This is a genomic window from Nocardia sp. NBC_01499 (genome assembly GCF_045040275.1).
Classification (GTDB): domain Bacteria; phylum Actinomycetota; class Actinomycetes; order Mycobacteriales; family Mycobacteriaceae; genus Nocardia.
On sequence record NZ_CP109426.1, the window covers coordinates 6,887,951 to 6,908,865 of the forward strand.

Here is a 20,915-nt window from a genome sequence, read left to right on the forward strand (position 1 = left end):
CTTCACACAGCTTATTAATCCCTATCGTCTGGAGGTCAGTCGACGTCCCTGTTTCGGGACGGGCTGACAATTCGTCGACCTACCACGCCAGGCGCGCACCTTGCGCGCTGTCAGGATTGACGATCTGCGGCAAGCACTCACTGTCGCCAGGGGCATGGATGACGAGCTGTCTCCACCAACGCTCGAGCACTGGCCACGTCTCAAGTCCGTACCGCTCACGCAGCATCGCCTCTGTCCCTCGGAGAAGCTGGCTTGCTTCCCCAATCTGCTGGTTGTCGACCAGAGCGCGGACAAGCTGGTAGCGCAGTCGTTCCGCGGTAGGCATAGCTGTGATGGCAGCACGCAGTTCGGGAATGACCCGGTACGCCTGTCCTGAGCCGAGTTCAAGGTCCGCCCAACGGTCCAGAACGGCAGCTCGACGCTCGCATAGTTGCCGGATCTCGATCTGACGCAGCCCGGGCGCCGTGATATCGGGCAGTAGATCGTTGTGCGAGATCGACAGCGCCTGATGGAACAGGTCTGCGGCGCCCCGCAGTCGTCCTTCGGTACAAGCAGCCTCGGCATCTGCCACCATGCGGTCGAATCGATGCAGGTCGAGCACTCCATCTTGGACGCGGATCGAGTAGCCGTTGCGTTCTGTGACGATCGGCATGGAAACCGCCCGGGCACCGCGGGCCTGGTCAGTGAGCGACCGAAGCCGTGAAACGCAATTCTGCAACACCGCCCGGGCCGTCTTGGGTGGTCTGTCTCCCCAGATGCGCTCGATCAGCATGTCACCGGTTACCGATGAGTTCGCATTCAGCAGCAGGGTGGCGAGCACGTTCAAGGTGTTTCCATTGGGAATGTCGAGCCGCCTTCCATACCGTCGCACTTCCAGTACACCGAGGATCCTGTACGAGTACGGCAAGTCGGACTCGTTCAGAGGAACACCAGCGCCGCCAATTCCCGATGACCGCGATTGTTCAAAGTTCACGAGTGCCTCCTACCTGACTGGCGTTGCATCAAAATCCGCTTCGCGCTCCTCAAGAATCGACGACAGCCGCATCCAGTCTTGAGTACTGTCGAGCAATTTCTGCAAGCGTGGCCACACAATGGCTGGGAAAATTTCCGACGATCAGATGTGAGCCATCAAATTGCAACGCCGACATCTCAAGACACCGTAATAGTGATCGTCCAATGTTAGATATCCGTAAGGCAGGATCGGCCCCGAAGGCGTTTCAGCGCCCGACCGCGATCACGCGCGATGACGTTCTACCCGTTGGCATATTCACATATGGGCATTCCGACGTCAGAAAGAATGGCTTCTTCGCCCGAACACTGCACACCGACGGTCCGGCTCAGCCTCAGAATAGAATCTGCCCCTCGGCGCGGCCTCTACTGAACGTCTTTCGCGGTACCTTACCCAAACACCCCTGCCCACTACGGGATTCACGCACGCCTTCCCTCCCACATACCGCGATCACGGAACCACGCAGACTTCGGTCGCCCCTTAGGGGCGACCGAAGTCTGCGTGGCCAGCCTACGACACAAGTCGATGGCAGTTCAAACCGATCACCCCATCACCGGATGACCTGACCGGACCGACGCAGCGGAGGAAGTGTCCGATGAGCGGACACTTCCTACCGGTCAACTGGCGTGAATTCATCACACTCCACGCGAACGTGCAGCTTGGCTGATGATCCTGCTGACGACCAGGTCAGAAGCCATCGAGGCGCGCCCGCCGCCGCCAGCGACGGCCGGTGTCCGGGGGCACGATCCTGCATTCCGACCGCGGCCAGTCGCCGTAAGCAGCCGGCCGCAAAATTGTTCTAGCGTTCACCCTGCGTTCTCTGGATATTTCTGAATGGAAACGGCATGCTCGTCGGTACGTTTCAGATAACTAGGTCGGGTTAGCCTTGGCAGCAGCGGATTTCGCGCATTGCGGGGCATCTATCTCATGGTGATAAGTAGTAATTTGGCGCTCGAACGCGTCTCGACGGTGGCGTGGCAAGGCGCAATGATCGCCAGCTCCAGGCTGTCGCGGGAGCAGCCCATGGACCAGCCCGCAAGTGGTGCAGCTGCTGCGCGACCGCGGCGGCGACCCGACAATCTCGAATCTCCGGGGAGACTCACCGCTGGATCGTGTCGCGATGGTGGACAACAAGCCCCTCATCAAGGCGGTGTTCGCCGATCCCCTCGACCAGGACACCCCATGACCTACCTACAGGAATGGGAGCAAAAGCTCGAACGCGACCTCGACGAAATACGCAGCATCACAGCGAAACTCAACACCGCCATGGCCGCTATCCGAGGCCGCAGCGACGCCCACGGGGTCACGATCGAGGTCAACACCGCAGGCGACATCACCAGCCTGCAAATCGCCCCTGGAGCGATGCGATGGCCGAGCACACAGCTAACGAACACACTGCTCGACTGCCATCGCCGAGCACGCACCGACGCCGCAACCAAAACCGAAAAGCTGCTCCGAAGCGCTGATCCTCGACTTCGCGCTGGCATACATGGCTTTCCCGGTGAATTTCAGCGCGGTTTCCTGGTGAATTTCAGCGTGGTTGGCGTCGTTCGGGTGCCAAATTGCTGGTGAATGTCAGCGTGGTCTGTGGGCTTCTATCCGATGTCGATGCCGAGCAGCACGATGTGGCGGAGCAGGTCCGAGCGGAGGTCATCGGCGGTGTAGGTGCCGGTGGTCAGGAACTGGTTGAAGCTGATGCGGGCAGCCTGATCAGCACTGATCCAGTCGTGGACGAGCAGCAGCAACTCGCCGAGCTCGATGGGGTCGAGCTCAGCAGGGTCGGGCCGGTTGGTCATTTCGGTTTGGTGGCCGTGGCGGCTTTGGTGTGAGCGAGCCGGTAGGAATCGGTGCCGGTCTCGATGATGTTGCCGCCGAAGGTGAGTCGATCGACGATCGCGGCGCAGAGCCGGGCATCGGTGAAGGTTTTCGTCCACCCATCTGTCGTTGGAGGCGATCGCGACCGAGTTCTTCTCCTCGCGCTCGGTCAGCACCTGGAACAACAGCTCGGCGCCGCGCTTGTCGAGCTCCATGTAGCCCAGCTCATCGATGCAGAGCAGATCCACCCGCCCGTAGCGGGCGATGGTCTTGGTCAGCTGTTTGTCGTCGGCGGCCTCGACCAGCTCGTTGACCAGCTTCGTGGCCAGGGACATGCCCGGAGACAGGGGTGATGGGGACAACGTCTCCGCAATCGTCACCCCAACCGTGATCACGTCGCGAGCCCTGCAGGCGATGTGGACACCGGGCGATGGTCATGGGTGATGTTTACGAATCTCGACGTCACTGGTGAGGGTCGGTGGCACGACGTGGCCACTGTCGCCGCAGCCGCGCAAGCAGTATCCGCCGCGCGGATCTCGGACCACGCTCACCGTCTTGCTCCAATGGAACACAACAGGTGTTGAGGAAGTCGCCTATCCGGCGCCGCTGGCTTCCTCGCAAGTTCGCCTGCGACCGGGACCAGATCTGGTAAGTGACGTATTTGACGCCCTGCTGCGGGATGATATCCCCGATGCTGTCAGTGCGATGCGGTATGACGGACGCGACCATACAGAGCGGACAAGAACCTGCAGCCTCCTGGCCTCCGGTTTGTGGACTCAATGATGAAAGTAGGTGCGGGTGACACGGCTGACTCTGCCCCAGTTGGAGCGGCATCTGTTTGCGGCGGCGGACATCCTGCGGGGCAAAATGGATGCAGCACAATACCAAGAGTTCATCTTTGGGATGCTGTTTCTCAAGCGCGCCTCCGACCAGTTCGACGCTGTACGGTCGAAGCTCATCGACGAGCTGGTCATTGACGGAAACGCTCTAGCCCAGGCCAAAGACATCGCCGAGATGCAGGAGATGTACGAGAGTGGCCAGTTCTATGTCCCGGAAGCCGCTCGCTGGTCACAGCTGGTTGATCACGCGCGCGAAGCGAACCCTGGTGACCTGATCAACAGGGCGCTCGGTGCGCTGGAGGACGCCAACTCGCCCGCCCTCGACGGCGTACTGGAGCACATCGACTTCACTCGCAAGGTCGGTAACTCTGCACTCAGCGCCACTGCGATCCGGGACTTGATCGACCATTTCAACCGCTACCGGCTTCGCAACGAGGACTTCGAGTTCCCTGACCTGCTCGGCCACGCCTACGAATACCTGATTGGTGAGTTCGCCGACGAAGGCGGCAAGAAAGGCGGCCAGTTCTACACCCCCCGCTCGGTGATCCGTATGATGGTCCGCCTCGTCGATCCGCAGGAAGGGCAGTCTGTCTACGACCCATGTTGCGGCTCGGGCGGCATGCTGATCCTCGCGAAGGAGCACGTCGAGGAGCACGGTCATGATGCAGCCACAGTTGCGGCCTACGGTCAGGAAGAGAACGGCAGTGCCTGGGCGATGGCCCGGATGAACATGGTCCTCCACGGCATCACCGGTAGTGGCATCGTCCACGGCGACACCCTCGCCGCACCAGGCCACGAGGATGAAAGCGGTGAGTTGCGCCGTTTCGACCGTGTCCTCACCAACCCACCCTTCGCCCAGAACTACAAGCGCCGAGGTATGGCTCATCCTGAGCGCATGACCTACGGGTGGGTCCCAGAGTCGGGTAAGAAGGCCGACCTGATGTTCATCCAGCACGTGTTGGCCGTGCTTGAACCGGGCGGTAGGGCGGCGTCGGTCATGCCACACGGCGTGCTCTTCCGGGGAGGCGAAGAAAGGAAGATCCGGGAAGAGATCATCAAGAACCGTCGTCTGGAGGCGGTGATCGGAGTCGGGCCGAACGTCTTCTATGGCACCGGCATCCCAGCCTGCATCCTGGTGCTGCGCGGCTCCAACGGTTTGCCCGCGGGCAGGGACGACGGTGTGCTGTTCATCAATGCCGACCAGGAGTTTACGGTTGGCCGCGCCCAGAATCTCGTCGAGCCACAGCACGACGAGAAGATTGTGACCGCCTTTCTGGAGCGTAAGACGATGGACGGTTTCGCCCGGGTTGTCTCTTTCGCGGAGTTGGCGGAGAACGACTACAACCTCAATATCCGCCGCTACGTGGACAACACGCCACTGCCCGAGCCGCAGGACGTACGGGCACATCTGCACGGCGGGGTGTCGAGGGCGGAGGTGGCGGTGAGACTGGAGCAGTTCGCCATGTACGGCATCGATGTGACGACTCTGTTCGCGGAGCGGGATGTCGACTACTACGACTTCCCGGCTGGCGGATACGAAGCTGTGGCAGCCCGTATCCCGGAACTCGCAGCGCCGATGGAACGCGATCTTGCGGACGTGTATGACACTTGGTGGGCCAAGCACGTCCACCGGATCATCGACCTGCCGAACGACAAGCAGCTGATGAAGACGCGGAACGAGCTGTTGGAGACCTTCGCGGAGGATCTGTTGGCAGTAGGTGTGCTTAACCGCTTCCACCTTGCTGGGTCGGTAGCAGCATGGTGGTTCAATGCGCAGTACGACCTCAAGAGTCTGGTGCAGCAGGGTTTCCCGGGCGTTATTGAACGGTGGGTCGCCAACATTGAGTCGGCCTTTGAGGAGCCTGAAGACGCGGACTCAAAGACCCTGGCACGCCTGCGTGCTGACCAGCGCAAGGCCCGCGGTCATCGACTTGTGCCGGCGCTGATCCCTACGTATGTGGAGCAGCTTGAGAAAGCTGAAGCGCTGGTTGCTGAGTTGGACGCGAAGATCAAGGCGGGCACCCCTAAGACGACGCCTGGCGATGACGACGAGGAAGTGGACCAGGACCCGGAGGAGATACTGAGTCCGAAACAGTTGAGTAATCTGAGGGCAGAACTGAGGGCCGCCAGGGCGAGGGTCAGGGAGTTGCGTGCCGCATTCGTCGACGAGCTGAGGAAGGCTGCGGAAGCGCTGTCGGACACGGAGGCACGGGAGTCGGTGTTGCATTTCCTAAACGACGACCTTCGTGCCCGCATGGATCAGTTCGTCAAGGCGGGACGGCGGGGGCTGGTTCAGGCATACCGGACGTGGGGCGAGAAGTATGCAGTGACGCTGATGGATCTGGAGGCCCAACGCGAAGCGGCGGCAAAGCGGCTGGAAGGTTACCTGGAGGACCTTGGCTATGCATGACAATTATGGCCTCGTTCCGCTGAAATCACTGGCAAATTTGAGAATGGGAGGAACTCCTTCCCGAAATGAGCCTTCATACTGGGCCCACGAACAAGCGGGAGCCCCATGGGTGTCGATTAGTGATATTCGTAAAAAATTCATTGAGAAAACAGCAGAAACGGTTACAGATGAGGGAAGGCGGGCCGCGCGACTCAAGTATGTCGAGCCGGGAACGCCTATCATGAGTTTTAAGCTTAGTTTGGGAAAAGTGACGATTCCACGGATTCCTGTACTAACAAACGAAGCGATTGTTGCCTTGGAGGCGGTGAAGGGGCGTGCAGACTCGCGCTGGCTTTACCATGCGGTACCTCGGGTTGCAGCGAGAGCAGTCTCGGAAGTGGCGGTGAAGGGAAATACCCTCAACCTAGACAAGCTTCGAAAACTCCTTATTCCGACGCCGGAGAGTATTGCAGAGCAGTGTCGTATTGCTGAGGTCCTCGACGACATTGATGAGCAGATCCATGCTGTCAACCTGGGGTTGGACAAAGTCTCAGCGATAGCCCAGGGGGTTGATTCAGACCTTCTTGGTTGGAATTCAGGGATCGACCCAAGGAATGGCTGGTCTTTGACTCCGCTGGAGCAGGTCGCTGAGGGAACTCCAATCTGCTATGGAATTGTGCAGGCCGGTCCCTACGATCCCGATGGCGTGCCTGTAGTTATGATCAGGGATCTGGCGGGCGATTTCGTTTCCCTTAGTCGAACTAGTCCCTCAATCGATGCCTCCTATTCACGAAGCCGTATCACTGCTGGCGATGTTCTGTTGTCGATCAAGGCGACGATCGGACGGGTAGCGGTTGTTCCGGAGGGTTTTCACGGAAATATCAGTCGCGACCTTGCGAGGATTCGTGTTTCACCCGAACATGATCCTCGATTCCTGAAATGGCTCTTGGGGACTCAATCGATCAAGCGGAGACTGCAGGACTCTGTTGTTGGATCAACCCGGGCGGAAGTGTCGATTTCCGTGCTTAAGAAGATTCGTGTACCCATGCCAAACAAGGCTGAGCAGTTGAAGATTCTTGAGGTTGTCCAAGCGAATCACGCAAGACTAGAGTCACTTGATAGTGAGCTGACCAAGTTGCGCACGTTGAAGCAGGGTCTCATGGATGACCTGCTGACTGGTCGTGTGCGCATGCCGGTTGGGTTCGGATCTTAGGGGAGTGTAGATACGTGTCGGAATCTGGCTACGAGTACGTTCTGGTTGAGCAGCCACTGATTGCGCAGCTGGAGTCGATGAGGTGGCGGCATGTACGTGGGAGCGTTCCCGGTGCTGCGGTGCCGACGAGTCCCGAACGTTCGTTCCGCAAGTCATTCGCCGAGCCGGTGCTGGAGGAGAACTTAAGGCGGCAGCTGCGCAGGCTGAATCTCGACCCGAACGGCAATGAGTGGCTGGACGAACCGCGGATTGTGCAGGTCGTCAACCAGGTCACGCGGATCGGCGCATCTTCCCTCCTTGAGGCGAATTCTGCCGCGACTGAACGTCTAGTTTCCGGGGTAACGGTAGCGGGCCGGGCCGGCTGGGATAGCGGGCGTGAGCAGCGCGTCAACTTCATCGACTGGGAGCGGCCGGAGCGCAACGAGTTTCTCGTCATCTCACAGTTTCGAATGGATGTGCCTGGCACGTCAGGTGCGAAGTACGTCGTGCCGGACCTGGTGCTCTTTGTCAATGGGATTCCGTTGGTGGTGATCGAGTGCAAGAAGCCAGCGCATCAACAGGGGAAGATTAGTCAGGCAATCCGCCAGCTGCGGAGGTATGCGAACCAGCGGGGCGCAGTCACACCCGAGGGTAATGAAGCGCTATTCCGGACGACCCAGCTCACCATCGCAACTACAGGCGACCGGGCGATGTATGGGACGTACACCGCAGGTCCTGACCACTACGCGGTATGGCGCGATCCTCATCCTCAGACCCATGGCGAGCTGGCCACCGATCTCGGCAAGAGCGCGGATGCCGTGACCGCGCAGGAGGTCCTTGTGGCGGGCATGCTGCGGCCAGCTCAACTCCTCGACATCGTAAGGAACTTCGTTGTCTTCATGGAGATTGACACAGCCGACGGTGGCACCCGACGAGTAAAGATCGCCCCGCGCTATCAGCAGTACCGCGCCGTTTGCCGCGCTGTGGATCGTCTCAAGAATGGTGAGACCAAGAACCAGGACGGTAGGACAGACCGTCGTGGCGGCATTGTATGGCACACGCAGGGGTCGGGTAAGTCTCTGACCATGGTCTTTCTGGTGCGCAAGATGCGGTCGACGCCGGGCCTAAGTCAATTCAGGATCGTCGTCGTCACTGACCGGAAGCAACTGCAGGAGCAACTGGCGGAAACCGCCGCTCTCACGGGCGAGAAGCCGGTCGAGGTCAAACGTTCGAAGGGCGTGCCGGCTGCGCTCGCCAAGGAGGGGGCGGGCCTTGTCTTCGTCATGATCCACAAGCAGGTGGATCCGCAGAAGGTGAAGCAGGCCGAAGTGTCGGACACGCTGGCGCACGACCGGGCGCCCGGCTGGGGGCTGCTCAATGATAGTGATTCCGTACTGATCCTGGTGGACGAAGCACACCGCTCCCATGGCTCCAAGCTGCACCTGAACCTGATGGAGTCTCTGCCCAACGCCGCGCGCATCGGCTTCACAGGGACCCCGATCATTATGCGGGAGAAGAACCGCACCACGGGAATCTTTGGTGAGTTCATCGACAAGTACCGTCTGGCCGAGGCCGAGGAGGACGGTGCAATCGTCCCGATCATCTATGAGGGGCGTATCGCCAAGAGCGCGCTCGTGGATGCCGAGGACCTAGACGAGGCGTTTGCCGAGGAGTTTCCGGAGCTGACCGACGAGCAGTACGAGGAGCTCCAGAAGAAGTACGCCACGAGAGCCGACGTGCTCAGTGCAGACAGCCTGATCCTTAAGAAGGCCCGAGATATGCTGCGGCACTACGTCGCCAACGTAATGCCGAACGGCTTCAAGGCGCAGGTTGTTGCTTACTCTCGGAAGATCGCAGTGCGGTATCGGGATGCGTTGATCAAGGCGCGAGACGAACTCGTCGCTGAGGCGGAGAGGCTTCCCATGTCTGTACTCGAGAAGCCAGCCGAGCAGCTGACCGCCAGGCAGGCCGTGGTTCGCGCCGCACATAGGCAGAGGGAGCTGCTCAAAGCTATAGACTTCGTGCCGGTCATCTCCGGTGATAACAACGATGACCAGGACACGGCGCGTTGGACGGATGAGAACAACCATAAAGAGGTTATCGAGGAATTTCGTCGGCCGTTCCCGCTAGAGCCAAACGAGGGTGAGAAGCCAGTCGCGGTGTTGATCGTGCGAACCATGTTGCTGACGGGGTTCGACGCACCCCTCGAGCAGGTGATGTATCTGGATCGACGGATCAAGGAGGCCGATCTGTTGCAGGCCATCGCCCGCGTCAATCGCACGGCCGACGGTAAGAGAGCCGGATTCGTCGTCGACTATGCGGGGGTCTCCAGGCATCTGTCGGCCGCGATGAAGGCGTACGCGGCCGACGACGCCGAGGGAGCCCCCACCGACCTGTCCGCTGAGATCGCAAGGTTGGAGCCGCGCCGCGACCGGCTGCGGATGTTATTTACGGAAGGTGGCGTTACCCCAGCCGACACCCGTGAGGCCATCGAGGGGTGTGTGCAGCTCCTCGAGGTCGACGAGCTCCGCGCGCAGTTCGACAGTGCCCTACGAAAGCTCCTTGCCACTGTCGATCTCGTGATGCCGCGAGAGGATGCCAAGCCCTTCCTGGGCGATGCACGACTGTATGCGCTTATCAGTACGTGGGCGCGGTCCCGCTACGAGGAGCAGAGCGATTTCGATGCTTCGCTCTACGGCGAGAAGGTCCGTGACCTCATAGATCGGCACATCACGGCCCTGGATGTTCGGCAGGTCATACCGCCCAGTCAGATCACCGCCGACGATTTCAAAGCCAAGGTCGAGACGTTGCCGGGTGCCAAGGCTCAGGCATCAACGATGGAGCACGCCATCCGGCGCCACATCGAGGTGCATTTCAACGAAGACCCTGCCGAGTATCGCAAGTTGCGTGAACGGCTGGAGGAGATTCTCCGGGACTACGCCCAGCAATGGGAGCAGCAAGTGTCGCTATTCCGGCAACTTGTGGAAGAGACGGTCGACGTACATGAGGGCACCAGTGAGCAGGCCGATGAGAAGTTGTCGAGCCTGAGTCGTATGGAGCTTGCTCTGTACAAAATGCTGATCGACACAACGATCACGGACGCGGTCGTGCTGGACGAGACCCGTGACTACCTCCTCTCTGTCACTCGGAAGATCGAGGAGACGACGGTCCAGGAATCCCGCAAGAAGGATTTCTGGATCAATGACGTCCACCAGGACGACCTACGCAAGGCCATCGTCCGGCTGCTCATTAAGTATCAGGTGACTGAGCCGCGGGCCGCCCGCCATGTTGCCGATGGGCTCGTCGCGATCATCCACCACCATCGCCACACCCTTCAGAGGAAGGCGACGTGATAGCCGTGGCTGTGAAGCCGTCGGGTCCGGTCCGTCCGGGCCCGATGCAGGTCGGCAACCTGGAGATCGACGTCGTGGTGGTTCCGGAGCGCGGCAGCGTACGGCTGACAGTGGAGCGTGATGCTCGCATCACTGCGATTGTCCCTGCAGGCATGGACAGCGCGCTTTTGGTGCACGTCGTTAAGAGACGAAGCCGGTGGATCTACGACAAGCTAGAAGTCCGTGTGGAGGACGCGGCGCTCCGTCCGGTGAAGCAGTTTGTGACTGGCGAAGGATTTCTCTATTTGGGGCGCAATTATCGGCTGAGGATCGTGGACGAAGTGCCGGTTCCCGTGGGCTTGGTACGCGGTCGGATACTTTTGCGGCGGGACTGTCTGGACCGGGCGCAAGAAGAGCTCATCGCCTGGTATCGACATCGCGGTGGTAGCTGGCTTCCGAAACGAGCTGAATCATGGGCGCAGCGCATGCAGGCTCCGCTGGAGAACGTCGCTGTACGCAGGCTTGGTTACCGATGGGGCTCGTGTAACCAGAACGGTGGCGTGAACATCCACTGGGCAACCATGCAGCTTCCGGCGCATCTCGTCGATTATGTTCTGGTGCACGAGCTTGCTCACTTGCACAGGCAGGATCACTCGGCCGAATTCTGGGCTGCTGTTGCCCGTGCAATGCCCGACTATCAGCAGCGCCGTGCCCGGTTGGACCGCCTCGGCGCCCACCTCTGGCTTCCCGAGGGGGCACAGCAGTGAGAATGAGGGCGAGAGAATCCTTCCGCCGGGCATGGTTGAAACGTTAAGATTCCCGTGGGACAGGCTATTAGTAAGGGAAGAACCCGTAACGTCCCGCCGACGCGTTCTTGGTGAAGACAACATCGACGGTCTGGTTATCCAGCTCGTTAGGCGGGTCCGTGTTCTCGAAGACAATCACCTGCCCGGTGAAGTGGCGCTGGATATCTTCGTAGAACGCCCCGGCGATGTCTGCCGGGATCTCGTCTTCTGTGCCCGATGGATTGTCGGTCGGGGTGTTGCCTCCATCAGGTGGTCGGTACGTAACCAGTGGGGAGTCGAGGATGACGAAGCCGGGGTGTGGGAGGTCGCGATCGAGGCAGTATTGCGCAAGTGCAAGGGTGAATGCTGCGTGGAGGATTGCGCGAACGCCTTTGCCGTGGGCTGAACGCAGTTGATCGTCGGCGACAATATCCTGTTCAGAGGTGTCGTAGCGAACGCTCTCGGGCTCAGGGAACCGCCACGCGGCTAGCCGCGTGGCCAACGCGGCGGAGAACTCTCGCTGGGCTCGAAGGCCTATCCCGGTGCCGCTGGCCGAGGTCGCTGCAGCAGCCTCGTCGGCGACTACTTGCTTCATCTTTTCCAACGTGGCGATCTGATCGTAGAGTCCCAGGTTGCGCTCAACGTTCGACCGTGTATCGAAAAGCTCACGCAAATCGCGGTTGTGATCTGCGACTGCGGTGTCAAGTTCCGTCAACCGCTGCCGGTGGGTGTCGAGTTCGCTCAGCGTGCTCGTAAGTTCGGTTTGCAGCGTGGAGCTTCGCTGGGTGACCTCATTGATAGTCGCGGCCAGGTCCTGTGCGAGTCCTTGCGTGCGTCGCAGCTGTGACTCGATTGCTTCGCCGAACGCCGTTGTGTCGCCGTCGCACTCGGTATTCAAGTGCTGGTTTTCGGGCTCTGCGCCGCAGAATGGGCAAGTTCCGCGCCGGAAGTAGTTCAGTAGATTGCCAGCCTCGCGGACCATGACCAGTCGCTCTATGTCGGAGGCGTATTGGGACTGCAGCAGGCGGAAGCGACCGCGCAGGGCTCGGAGGTCTCCTTGCTCGGTGCGCGCGTCGCCAACCAAGGTCTGTGCTTTGCGGATGGCTTGCATAACGCGGCCGCGTTCGTCTACCAGATTCCCGACTGAACTGCTGAGCCCATCGATCGACGACGCCAGCCTGGCTGCCTGCTCCCGAAGCAGCGATGGTTCGGGTACATCGGCCAGCTGCGTCTCCAGGTCGCCGACCAGCCGATCGATGATATCGACCTTTGCGGTGGAGATCTTTTTGTCTTTGGACGACGGCACTTCAAGGAGACCGGAGTCATCTTCGTCCTGCAACAACAGCTTGAGGACCGAAACTTCCTTGGTCCGAGTCACGTAGTTGCCGGTGAGCGCGGGCGGAACCTCGGACTGCATCTGGGTCTCGTCGACTACACACAGGTGAGCGATGTTCCGGAAGCTGAGGGAGTCAGTGGCGTTGTGCAGATTCTTACGGATCCATCGCCCGTCGAGTCCGATCTCCTTGAGTAGATACATCGACAGGTTGCCGTCGCTGTTGGCGTTGTGTTGTTGGGACAGTGTTTCCGGTGGCGGTGGCAGTTGCTCGTTCGGGTGGTTATGAAGTCTTTCACGATAGAGTCCGAAGTTGCCGCCATTGACCGAGCGGCTCAGTGTCACCGGCGAACCGTCAGGCAGAATCAGGCCCAGCAGTATGGATGTGTAGCCCTCGCGCTCGGGTATTTCTTTGAGCCGTTTGGCACCGAGCATGAAGTCGATCGCGTCCACGACGAACGACTTTCCGGTGTCGGAAGGTCCACGGATCACGGTCACCGCGGGGCCAAACCTCACGATGGCGGGCTCGCGGTCCGCACCAAGAAAAGTCAAATGGGTCAAAGTCAATCGCATGCCAGGACCTATCCCGTTCCCTCGGATGAAACGGCCGGGTAGTGGAACTCTTCAGCCCAGTGGCGCACCGCAGTGTTGAACTCTCGGCGAAGGGCCACGTCATCGAGTCCCTCATACCGCCCAACGACCCAGGCAGCTCGTTTCTGGAGCTCGGCAGCGTAGGCGGATTCGAGGAGCCTGATGAACCCGTCGGCGCGTTCTCCGGCCCAGTACTCAATCCCGTCAGCGCCCAGACCCGCGTGGGCCAGATCTGAACGAATCAGCACATCGAGCCCGGATTCGATAGTCGCGCGCCGGACGCCGAGACCACTGGCCCGGATCGGGATCGGCGGATGCAGACTCGGCGGTCCGCCTAGGTCTGCGCTGTGGAGCAGGCCGTGGTCCAGCAGCACGAGCTGGTTCAGACCAAGATGCTCCGGGAAGGCTGAGGTGAGAACCATCAGCACACGGACACCGGTCTCAAGGGGGCTATTAAGTGGATTCACGTCCTGCCTTTCGTCCAGGAGAGGCGAGACTCATTGGCCAACTGGTGGCAGATCCCCTTGACGTCGTCGGGTTTGGTGATTGAAACCAGCGCATGCTGGCCCAGGTTCAATGCCGTCGCATGAGTCAGAACAGCTGTGAGGCGATCCAAGCCGCTTGGGTGATTTGCCTCAACAACGTCGATCACACCGTCGTAAACATCTCCTTGTAGCGCGTCGAACGTGCCATCTGGAACAGCGTCTCGCGCATCCATACGGAGGGACTCGGCCTTGTAGAAACTCACCCGCTGACGCTGAAAATGGCTCCCATAGTCAGGATGCTCACTCAGCACTGTGGAATCGTCGACCCCTTCGGGATCCTTCTCGACGTATACCTGCCGCAGCTCGGAAATATACTGGGCCTCGATCTCGGCGATCAGTTCCGGCGGTTCAGCTGGAACGGTCCGTCGAGGTAGCGGGGTACCGAACCTTGCGGCGTGGTACGGAGTTCTGCGGTGAACATCCAGCATCTCGTGCAACTGGACCGCTTGGAACATCGAAAAGTCGACGCGAGCGGCTCGTACATGCACAGCTTCGATCTCCTGCGAAGTGAGACCCTTAACAAGAGCCTTCCCCGACTCAAGATTCTCCAGAAACATCGAGCGCAACTTGCCAGGTGTGCTCAGTAAGCGGTTCAGGCTCGTCGTAGCCCCCTGCGGAGCCATGAACAGGTAGCGGTCCGGGAGCAGATAGTCACCTGCTACCGCATGTCGGAAGACCTTCAGCATCTCCTTGGCGGCGTCAGAGAAGGTCAATCCGACGGCATAGTGTTTGCCCTGAAAACAGTCCCACGGGCCCTCCAGCTGTTGCGCAGACTTGAAAGCCGCGACGTCGATGCCGCCGTCGCCTGCACCGCCGAGTCGCTTCAACTGGGCATACGCGTTCCCCTGATCGTCCTCCTTGAGCCCCTCTGCCCATTCGAGGATGAACTCCTCCCACTCGCTAGATTCGTAGAAGAAGATCCGTTGCTTTGGCGGAACAGGCGGCCCCGCGAGCGTCGACGGCACCGGCATCGACGGCGCCGTCAAGTCGCTGAGCGCCGTGGAGTCACTAGCGCCGACTGACACCACACAACACCTCCCCTGTCCCCTAATTCAAGGTACCTGCAGCCAGGCCAAACTCTATGTTCCCTACGTCGTTCGCTGCATCCATTTATGTTACGAAGCCAGCAAGCTCCGAACATCGCTCCACCCTGTCGCCCGGCTCCTACGACGAGCACACCATCATTTCGTGAACAGACCGGGTGCCCATCGAGCGGGGGTCTGGCTGCGCCAAGGACGCGAATCCGCGACCACAAACCTGTAGCCCAGCGCGCCACCCGATCCGACAGCTAAATCTTCGCAGATCGGCCAACCTGCTTTGGCGGCGCTTATACCATCTGGCCACCGCGAACATCGGCGGAAATCGCCAGTTTCACGGCCTGCGTGCGAATGTGTGTACGCGGCGGAGCGCTGCCCCGTGGCGTTCGATCGGAGACTGGTCGCTAGTTCGGCGTGGCTTGGGGATTCGTCCGGGCACGCCCGCCCGAACGCGGTGGCAACTGAACCCGCGTCTGGACAGTCAAGGGCTTCAGTTGCCCGGCCGTCGCCAGGTTCCCGTCTCCGCAAACGATGTGCTTCTGGGTGGAGCCGGACTGGGGGCACGAGAGGTCTTCGGCAAGCAGGCCATCAGCCGGACCGACGTGGCCGAGGTGTCAGTCCGGCAATAGGTGTGTCACGAGGGAGCGCGCCCACTCGGGGGTGAGTGGGTCGTTGGTGAAGACGGCCCGGTAGTAGAGGGGAGCGAGCACCGCATCCGTGGTGCGTTCCAGGGTGGGGGGCTGGTTTCCCCGGGTCTGTTCGCGTTCGAGGATGGCTTCGAGTTGCTGTTGGCGTTCGCCGCGGCAGGCGGCGGCGCCTTGTTCTCCGCCGATGCCGATGGTGGCGCGGACCAGGGCGAGGGTGTCCGGGTCGCAGAGGTCCCTGGCCAGGTCGCATGCGTAGCGCTCCAGGTCGCCGCGCAGGGTTCCGGTGTCCGGCACCACGATGTCGCCGGAAAAGCGGCTGGTCGCGACGTCTGCGAGCAGCTCGCCGACCGAGCCCCAGCGGCGGTAGACGGTGGTGGCGTGGACGCCTGCGCGGGCGGCTACGACGGGGATGGTCAATTGTTCGGTGACCTCACTGGTGATCAACTCTTCGGCCGCCCGGTGTACGGCCGCGCGGACTCGGGCGGACCGCCCCCCAGGTCTGCTGCCTGCGTGGGGCGGAGAGGGGTTCGGCACCGACATGCGTCCATTATTGCACCGATCATTGCTTTTTTATTGCAGTGATCGGTGCGTTTGCTCTACGGTGGAGTCACTAACGCAACGATCACTGCGAGGTTTGTATGACGACTTCAGGTAGGACCAAGCGGAACCTCGAGGTTCAGCGATCCGACCACACGACGATCCGGTACACGGCCAGCGGTCCGGCGGGCGGTCCGACCCTGGCTCTCATCCACGGCTGGGCGTGCGATCGCAGCGATTTCGATGCGGTGACCGACCATCTGCCCGAGAACTACCGGGTCCTCGCGATCGACCTCGCCGAGCACGGCGAGTCGCGGTCGACTCGGGACGTCTGGACCATCGAAGAGTTCGCTCGCGACGTGGCCGCGGTACTGCAAGCCGAGTCGGCGAACGCGGTGATCGTGGCGGGACACTCGCACGGTGGCGCGGTCGCCGTCGAGGTCGGCCGATTGTTCCCCGACCTGGTTTCGCAGGTGGTCGCTCTCGACGCGCTGCACTATCTGTCGCTGTTCCCCGCGTTGGACGAACAGCAGACCGAGGCGATGGTGCACATGTTCGGTGCGGACTTCGCCGGTGCGGTGCGCGGTCTCGTCGAGGGAGGTTCGCCGGCTGGAACAGATCAGGCTCTCCAGGACGCGTACTTCGAAAAGATGGTCGCGGTGCGGCAACCCGCCGGTCTGCGGGCCATCGAGGGCCTGATCCGCTGGGACATGGACGCGGCGCTGCGCGAAACGAAGCCGCCGATCACCGTCTTCGCGATCCGTGACCTGGTAAGCCAAGAAGCGATCGACCGCTACGCGGACCGCCTCGACATCGTGCTCATCGACCTGGGCAGCCACCACTTTCCGGTAGAGGCCCCCGAAGGCACGGCGAAGCTGTTGGCCAGCGTGCGGACGAGGGTTCGGCTGTGACCAGCCCAGAATTCACCAGACCCGAGATGAGCCCGCTGCGACTGCGGGAAGTCACTTTGCCCAATCGGGTGTGGATGTCCCCGATGGCCCAGTACGCCGCGGGCCAGGACGGAAAACCGAACGACTGGCATCTCGTGCACTATGGCGCCCGCGCGGTCGGCGCGGTCGGTCTGATCATGGTCGAGGCCAGTGCCGTTGGCCCGCTGCACCGGACCACCACCGCGGACCTCGGTATCTGGAACGAGGATCAGGCCGCCGTGCACCGGCGCCTGACCTCGTTCATCCGCGAGCGCGGCACGGTTCCCGGGATTCAATTGCAGGCCGCTGGCCGAAAAGGGTCGCATCAGCTGCCCTGGGTGGGTGCCGGGCAGAACGGTTCCGTGCGCGCGGCTGGCGGCGGCTGGCAGACGTTCGGCCCCTCGCCAATTCCGTTCGGCGACTTGGCCACACCCCGGGAAGCCGACCACGCCGACATCGATGAAGTGGTCGCGGCTTTCGCCCATGCTGCCCGCATGGCCGACCTGGCCGGATACCAAGTGGTCGAGATCCAGGCCTCGCACGGATACCTTCTGCACCAGTTCCTCTCACCGCTGTCCAATCGCCGGACCGACGAATACGGCGGTAGTCCGCAGAACCGGATGCGTCTCGCGCTGCAGGTGGCCCGCGCCGTCCGGGATGCCTTCCCGGCCGACAACCCGGTCTCCGTCCGGATCACCGCCACGGACTGGATCGAGGGCGGCCTCACCATCGACGACTCGGTGCTGTTCGCCAAGGAACTCGCGGTCGTGGGGATCGATCTCCTCGACATCACATCCGGACTGGTGGTGCGGGACCAAGAGGCCCGCCCGCCGATCCGGGCCGGAGTCCACGTCGAGTTCGCGGCAATACTCAAGAACGCGACGGGACTCGCGGTCACCGCGGTCGGACAAATCGACGACGTGTCGCTGATCGGCGAACTGGTGGCGAACGGCCAGCTGGACGCCGCGATGATGGGGCGCCCGCTGCTCCGCGACCCGTATTTCGCTTTACGCCAGCGCCCGGCGGATAAAGAAGCGTGGCCCGACCAGTATCAACGCGCTCTTTGAGCTAGTCGTCGGGGGAGGCGCGGCGGTTGCGTTTGGTGACACCGCGTCGCTTTTTCGCGGCGATGCGACGTTCCTTTGCTCCGCGCGAGGGCTTGGTGGCGCGGCGAACGGGTGGCGGGGCGGCAGCGGCGTCACGCAGTAACGAGGCCAGGCGTTCGCGGGCGGCTGCGCGGTTCTGCAGCTGTGCGCGTTGCTCCGATGCTGCGATCGTGAGCACCCCGTTGACCAGGCGGGTGGCCAGGCGGTCGAGCATCCTGGTGCGCAGCCACTCCGGCACGGAGGGCGAGTTGGCGAGATCGAACGACAGCTCTACCCGGCTGTCGGTGGTATTGACGTGCTGCCCGCCCGGACCGGACGACCGCGAGAACCGCTCGTGTAACTCGGACGCTGGTATCACCAGCGTTCGAGTCACGGTCAGGTCCTCCGCCATGATCCGATGCCGTTCTCTCCGATCCGCGAGTCGACTAGGCCACGTCGGTCTGGTTACGACTGAATGGCGACCTTGCCGTTCACGATAGCGACGACCTTGTCGACGGGTACCAAGCAGGCCAGCTCGTCGAGCCCGGCGCGGCGGGGTGCGCCGGTTGGGTCGGTTGTCTGTGGTTCGGTGCTAATCTCCGCAACGTCTCAGCGATCCGAGTTGCCTTCGCTTTCCACGCCGACCAATCTTCCGGGAGATCCCGCGGGTGAGTACTGTGCAACAGCGGTTCGCCGAAGTCGGCGCGCGGTCCCGTGTCGCACGCACGGCAGTGCGCGCGCTGGTCACCGTCGTGCTGTTCGGATGGGTTGGCGTCGTGCCTGCCGCGGGGTGGCCGACGGTCAGTGCGCAGGCCGAGCCGATCAGGGTCGGCATCCTGCATTCGCTGACCGGTTCGGTGGCGATCGCTGAGCGTCCCATCAACGAGACCACCCTGCTCGCCATCGAGGAGATCAACGCAAGCGGTGGTCTGCTCGGGCGGCGGGTGGAGCCGATCATCGTCGACGGGCGTTCGGACTGGCCGACTTTCGCTGCCGAGGCGGAGCGGCTGATCGGCGAGGAACACGTCGAGGCGGTGTTCGGGTGCTACACCTCGGCGAGTCGCCGTACCGTGGTGCCGATCTTCGAACGCCATCACAACGCGTTGTTCTATCCGACGTTTTACGAAGGGGTCGAGAGCTCCCCGAACGTCGTGTACACCGGTGCGACGCCGAATCAGTACATCATTCCCGCGGTGAAGTGGTTCATGGAAAATCGCGGCAAGCGCATCTTCCTGGTCGGCTCCGATTACATTTGGCCACGCGCCGCCAACGCGGTGATCAAGGCGCAGGCCGAATACCTGGGCGGCACCGTGGTCGGCGAGAAGTATCTGCCACTGGGCTCGTCGGAAACGGCGCCGATCTTGCAGGCTATCAAGGAAACTCAGCCCGAAGTCATCGTCAGCACAGTGGTCGGCGATACGAACATCCCATTCTTTCGAGACCTGCGGGCGGCGGGAATCACGCCCAAAACCATTCCCACATTGTCGCTCGCACTGGGCGAGACGGAGCTGCAATCGCTGGAAACGGCAACCATGGCAGGCGATTACGTCGCGCAAACCTACTTTCAGAGCATCGACACGGCCGATAATCATCGCTTTGTCGCCGAGGTGAAGCGTCGGTATGGACCCGACACCGTTGTCTCCGATCAGATGGAGGCCGCCTACGCGAGTGTGCATCTGTGGGCGCAAGCGGTGCGATCGGCCGGCTCCGCCGACCCGCAGCGGGTATTGCGGGCCATTCGGGGGATGGGGATGAACGCACCGCAGGGACGCGTCTACGTGGACGAGGAAAACTTGCACACGTGGAAGACGCCGCGGATCGGACGAATTCGCGCGGACGGGCAGGTCGACATCATCTGGGCATCCGAAGCCCTCGTGCATCCGATGCCGTACAGCATCTTTCGGACCAAGCAGGCGTGGGAGGACATGGTGAGCGAATTGTTCCGGATGTGGGGTGGCGACTGGTCGGCCCCGGCCGGCTGAACGGAGGCGAAGACACCGATGCCGACCTGGTTCGGGGGATTGCTGATGGTCGTCGCCGCGGCGACATTAGCTCAGCTCGTGTTGACCGTCGTGCACAAATTCCGGCGGGTGGACGCTGGGCGTGCCATCGATAACGCCATGATCAGTGCGGCGCTCGGCACCGTCGGCGGCGCCTACGCGCTGTTTCTTTCCTTCACCATTTCCGTTGTCTGGCACAACTATTCCGATACACAGGCCGGGGTGGCACGGGAGGCGAACGCGGTCGCCAACCTGGAGCGAATGTCGCGCGGGTTCTCGCTGCCGGTGCAACGTGACGTACAGGATTCGACAAGGACGTATCTGCGATTGACCATCGACGAGGAATGGCCGTTGCTGGCGAAGGACGAATCCAGTGTTCGCGCTGACGCGAGCCTGATCGAGCTATGGCACATCTATACCGATGTGTCGCCGGAGGAGCGCGCCAATCCGCTGTACTCCCAGTCGATCACGCGACTCAACGAGGTCGGTGACGCACGGCGGCTTCGGCTGCTCGCCGGCACCTCCGGCGTGCCGGAGCTCATCGTCATTCTGCTCTACACCGGCGCGGTGGCGACGATGGCCCTTGCGTGTCTGTACGAGATGAAAAGCCTTACCTTGCACCGGATTCTGCTGGCGTTTCTGGCCGTCGTCATCTCCTTCGGGCTATTTCTGGTCGGTGTGCTCGACAGTCCTTTCGGCAGCAGATTGCCGATCTCGGCCGAGCCGTTCCGGTATGTGCTGAACCATATGCAGCAGCTCGAATACTGACCGATTCGTTGCGGCCGTGAGCTAGAGCGATGTGCTCTAATTGCACGGCATTCGTCTGGGATCGGCCTGCTCTCGCGGTATA

At 61.5% G+C, this 20,915-nt stretch carries 17 protein-coding genes and 1 pseudogene; 10 read left to right on the forward strand and 8 right to left on the reverse strand.

The genetic code is table 11. From position 1 onward, the window contains the following. Window positions 1-79: 79 nt before the first annotated feature. The gene (locus tag OG203_RS31520) at window positions 80-973 is read right to left on the reverse strand and encodes a BTAD domain-containing putative transcriptional regulator (RefSeq protein ID WP_405160862.1); all 894 of its coding nucleotides are present in this window, start codon (window positions 971-973) and stop codon (window positions 80-82) included. Window positions 974-2,048: 1,075 nt separating this feature from the next. On the opposite strand from OG203_RS31520, the gene OG203_RS31525 reads away from it, so the two are divergent. Both OG203_RS31525 and OG203_RS31530 read left to right on the forward strand, forming a co-directional pair. Continuing rightward, window positions 2,049-2,195 carry a hypothetical protein gene (locus tag OG203_RS31525; protein WP_405160863.1) on the forward strand — a complete coding sequence of 49 codons (147 nt, stop codon included), beginning with the start codon at window positions 2,049-2,051 and terminating at the stop codon, window positions 2,193-2,195. Beyond that, a complete protein-coding gene (locus OG203_RS31530) occupies window positions 2,192-2,581 on the forward strand; it encodes a hypothetical protein (protein WP_405160864.1) in 390 nt (129 codons plus the stop codon). The genes OG203_RS31525 and OG203_RS31530 overlap by 4 nt, the downstream gene beginning before the upstream one ends. 23 nt (window positions 2,582-2,604) lie before the next feature. Here the strand turns inward: OG203_RS31530 and OG203_RS31535 are convergent, their stop codons facing one another. Together OG203_RS31535 and OG203_RS31540 are read right to left on the reverse strand one after the other, a co-directional pair. Further along, complete coding sequence (locus OG203_RS31535) at window positions 2,605-2,805, reverse strand: hypothetical protein (protein WP_405160865.1); 201 nt, start codon at window positions 2,803-2,805, stop codon at window positions 2,605-2,607. Continuing rightward, a pseudogene (locus OG203_RS31540) lies at window positions 2,802-3,156 on the reverse strand (ATP-binding protein); the annotation flags it as partial. The gene OG203_RS31535 and the pseudogene OG203_RS31540, both read right to left, overlap by 4 nt. A gap of 466 nt (window positions 3,157-3,622) precedes the next feature. Here OG203_RS31540 and OG203_RS31545 point away from each other — a divergent pair. Genes OG203_RS31545 through OG203_RS31560 form a run of 4 tightly spaced genes read left to right on the forward strand, consistent with a single transcriptional unit; the run spans window position 3,623 to window position 11,343 of the window. Further along, window positions 3,623-6,073 carry an N-6 DNA methylase gene (locus tag OG203_RS31545; RefSeq protein ID WP_405160866.1) on the forward strand — a complete coding sequence of 817 codons (2,451 nt, stop codon included), beginning with the start codon at window positions 3,623-3,625 and terminating at the stop codon, window positions 6,071-6,073. Next, entirely contained in the window at window positions 6,066-7,265 is a 1,200-nt protein-coding gene (locus OG203_RS31550; protein WP_405160867.1) for a restriction endonuclease subunit S, read from the forward strand. Before OG203_RS31545 ends, OG203_RS31550 begins: the two co-directional genes overlap by 8 nt. A gap of 14 nt (window positions 7,266-7,279) precedes the next feature. After that, window positions 7,280-10,597: a type I restriction endonuclease subunit R gene (locus OG203_RS31555; protein ID WP_405160868.1), complete on the forward strand. Its 3,318-nt coding sequence runs from the start codon at window positions 7,280-7,282 to the stop codon at window positions 10,595-10,597. 5 nt (window positions 10,598-10,602) lie between these two features. Further along, the gene (locus OG203_RS31560) at window positions 10,603-11,343 is read left to right on the forward strand and encodes a M48 family metallopeptidase (protein ID WP_405160869.1); all 741 of its coding nucleotides are present in this window, start codon (window positions 10,603-10,605) and stop codon (window positions 11,341-11,343) included. Window positions 11,344-11,410: 67 nt separating this feature from the next. On the opposite strand, the gene OG203_RS31565 is transcribed toward OG203_RS31560, so the two are convergent. From OG203_RS31565 to OG203_RS31580, 4 genes are all read right to left on the reverse strand, one after another. Continuing rightward, window positions 11,411-13,267, reverse strand: coding sequence for a hypothetical protein (locus OG203_RS31565; protein WP_405160870.1), 1,857 nt, complete (start codon window positions 13,265-13,267; stop codon window positions 11,411-11,413). An 8-nt stretch (window positions 13,268-13,275) separates the two neighbouring features. Then, a complete protein-coding gene (locus tag OG203_RS31570) occupies window positions 13,276-13,752 on the reverse strand; it encodes an ABC-three component system middle component 2 (protein ID WP_405160871.1) in 477 nt (158 codons plus the stop codon). Further along, a complete protein-coding gene (locus OG203_RS31575) occupies window positions 13,749-14,855 on the reverse strand; it encodes an ABC-three component system protein (RefSeq protein ID WP_405160872.1) in 1,107 nt (368 codons plus the stop codon). The genes OG203_RS31570 and OG203_RS31575 overlap by 4 nt, the downstream gene beginning before the upstream one ends. 626 nt (window positions 14,856-15,481) lie before the next feature. Beyond that, on the reverse strand, window positions 15,482-16,054 hold the full coding sequence (locus OG203_RS31580) for a TetR/AcrR family transcriptional regulator C-terminal ligand-binding domain-containing protein (protein ID WP_405160873.1): 573 nt from the start codon (window positions 16,052-16,054) through the stop codon (window positions 15,482-15,484). A gap of 98 nt (window positions 16,055-16,152) precedes the next feature. Here OG203_RS31580 and OG203_RS31585 point away from each other — a divergent pair, with 98 nt between their 5' ends. Both OG203_RS31585 and OG203_RS31590 read left to right on the forward strand, forming a co-directional pair. Beyond that, window positions 16,153-16,962: an alpha/beta fold hydrolase gene (locus OG203_RS31585; RefSeq protein WP_405160874.1), complete on the forward strand. Its 810-nt coding sequence runs from the start codon at window positions 16,153-16,155 to the stop codon at window positions 16,960-16,962. After that, complete coding sequence (locus tag OG203_RS31590; protein ID WP_405160875.1) at window positions 16,959-18,047, forward strand: NADH:flavin oxidoreductase/NADH oxidase; 1,089 nt, start codon at window positions 16,959-16,961, stop codon at window positions 18,045-18,047. The genes OG203_RS31585 and OG203_RS31590 overlap by 4 nt, the downstream gene beginning before the upstream one ends. 1 nt (window position 18,048) lies before the next feature. Here the strand turns inward: OG203_RS31590 and arfB are convergent, their stop codons facing one another. Beyond that, window positions 18,049-18,477 carry an alternative ribosome rescue aminoacyl-tRNA hydrolase ArfB gene (gene arfB, locus OG203_RS31595; RefSeq protein ID WP_405160876.1) on the reverse strand — a complete coding sequence of 143 codons (429 nt, stop codon included), beginning with the start codon at window positions 18,475-18,477 and terminating at the stop codon, window positions 18,049-18,051. Window positions 18,478-18,733: 256 nt separating this feature from the next. On the opposite strand from arfB, the gene OG203_RS31600 reads away from it, so the two are divergent. Both OG203_RS31600 and OG203_RS31605 read left to right on the forward strand, forming a co-directional pair. Further along, window positions 18,734-20,047 carry an urea ABC transporter substrate-binding protein gene (locus tag OG203_RS31600; RefSeq protein ID WP_405160877.1) on the forward strand — a complete coding sequence of 438 codons (1,314 nt, stop codon included), beginning with the start codon at window positions 18,734-18,736 and terminating at the stop codon, window positions 20,045-20,047. 18 nt (window positions 20,048-20,065) lie between these two features. Then, window positions 20,066-20,833 (forward strand): hypothetical protein, encoded by a 768-nt coding sequence (locus tag OG203_RS31605; RefSeq protein WP_405160878.1) that lies wholly within the window; start codon window positions 20,066-20,068, stop codon window positions 20,831-20,833. The last annotated feature ends 82 nt before the right edge of the window (window positions 20,834-20,915 follow it).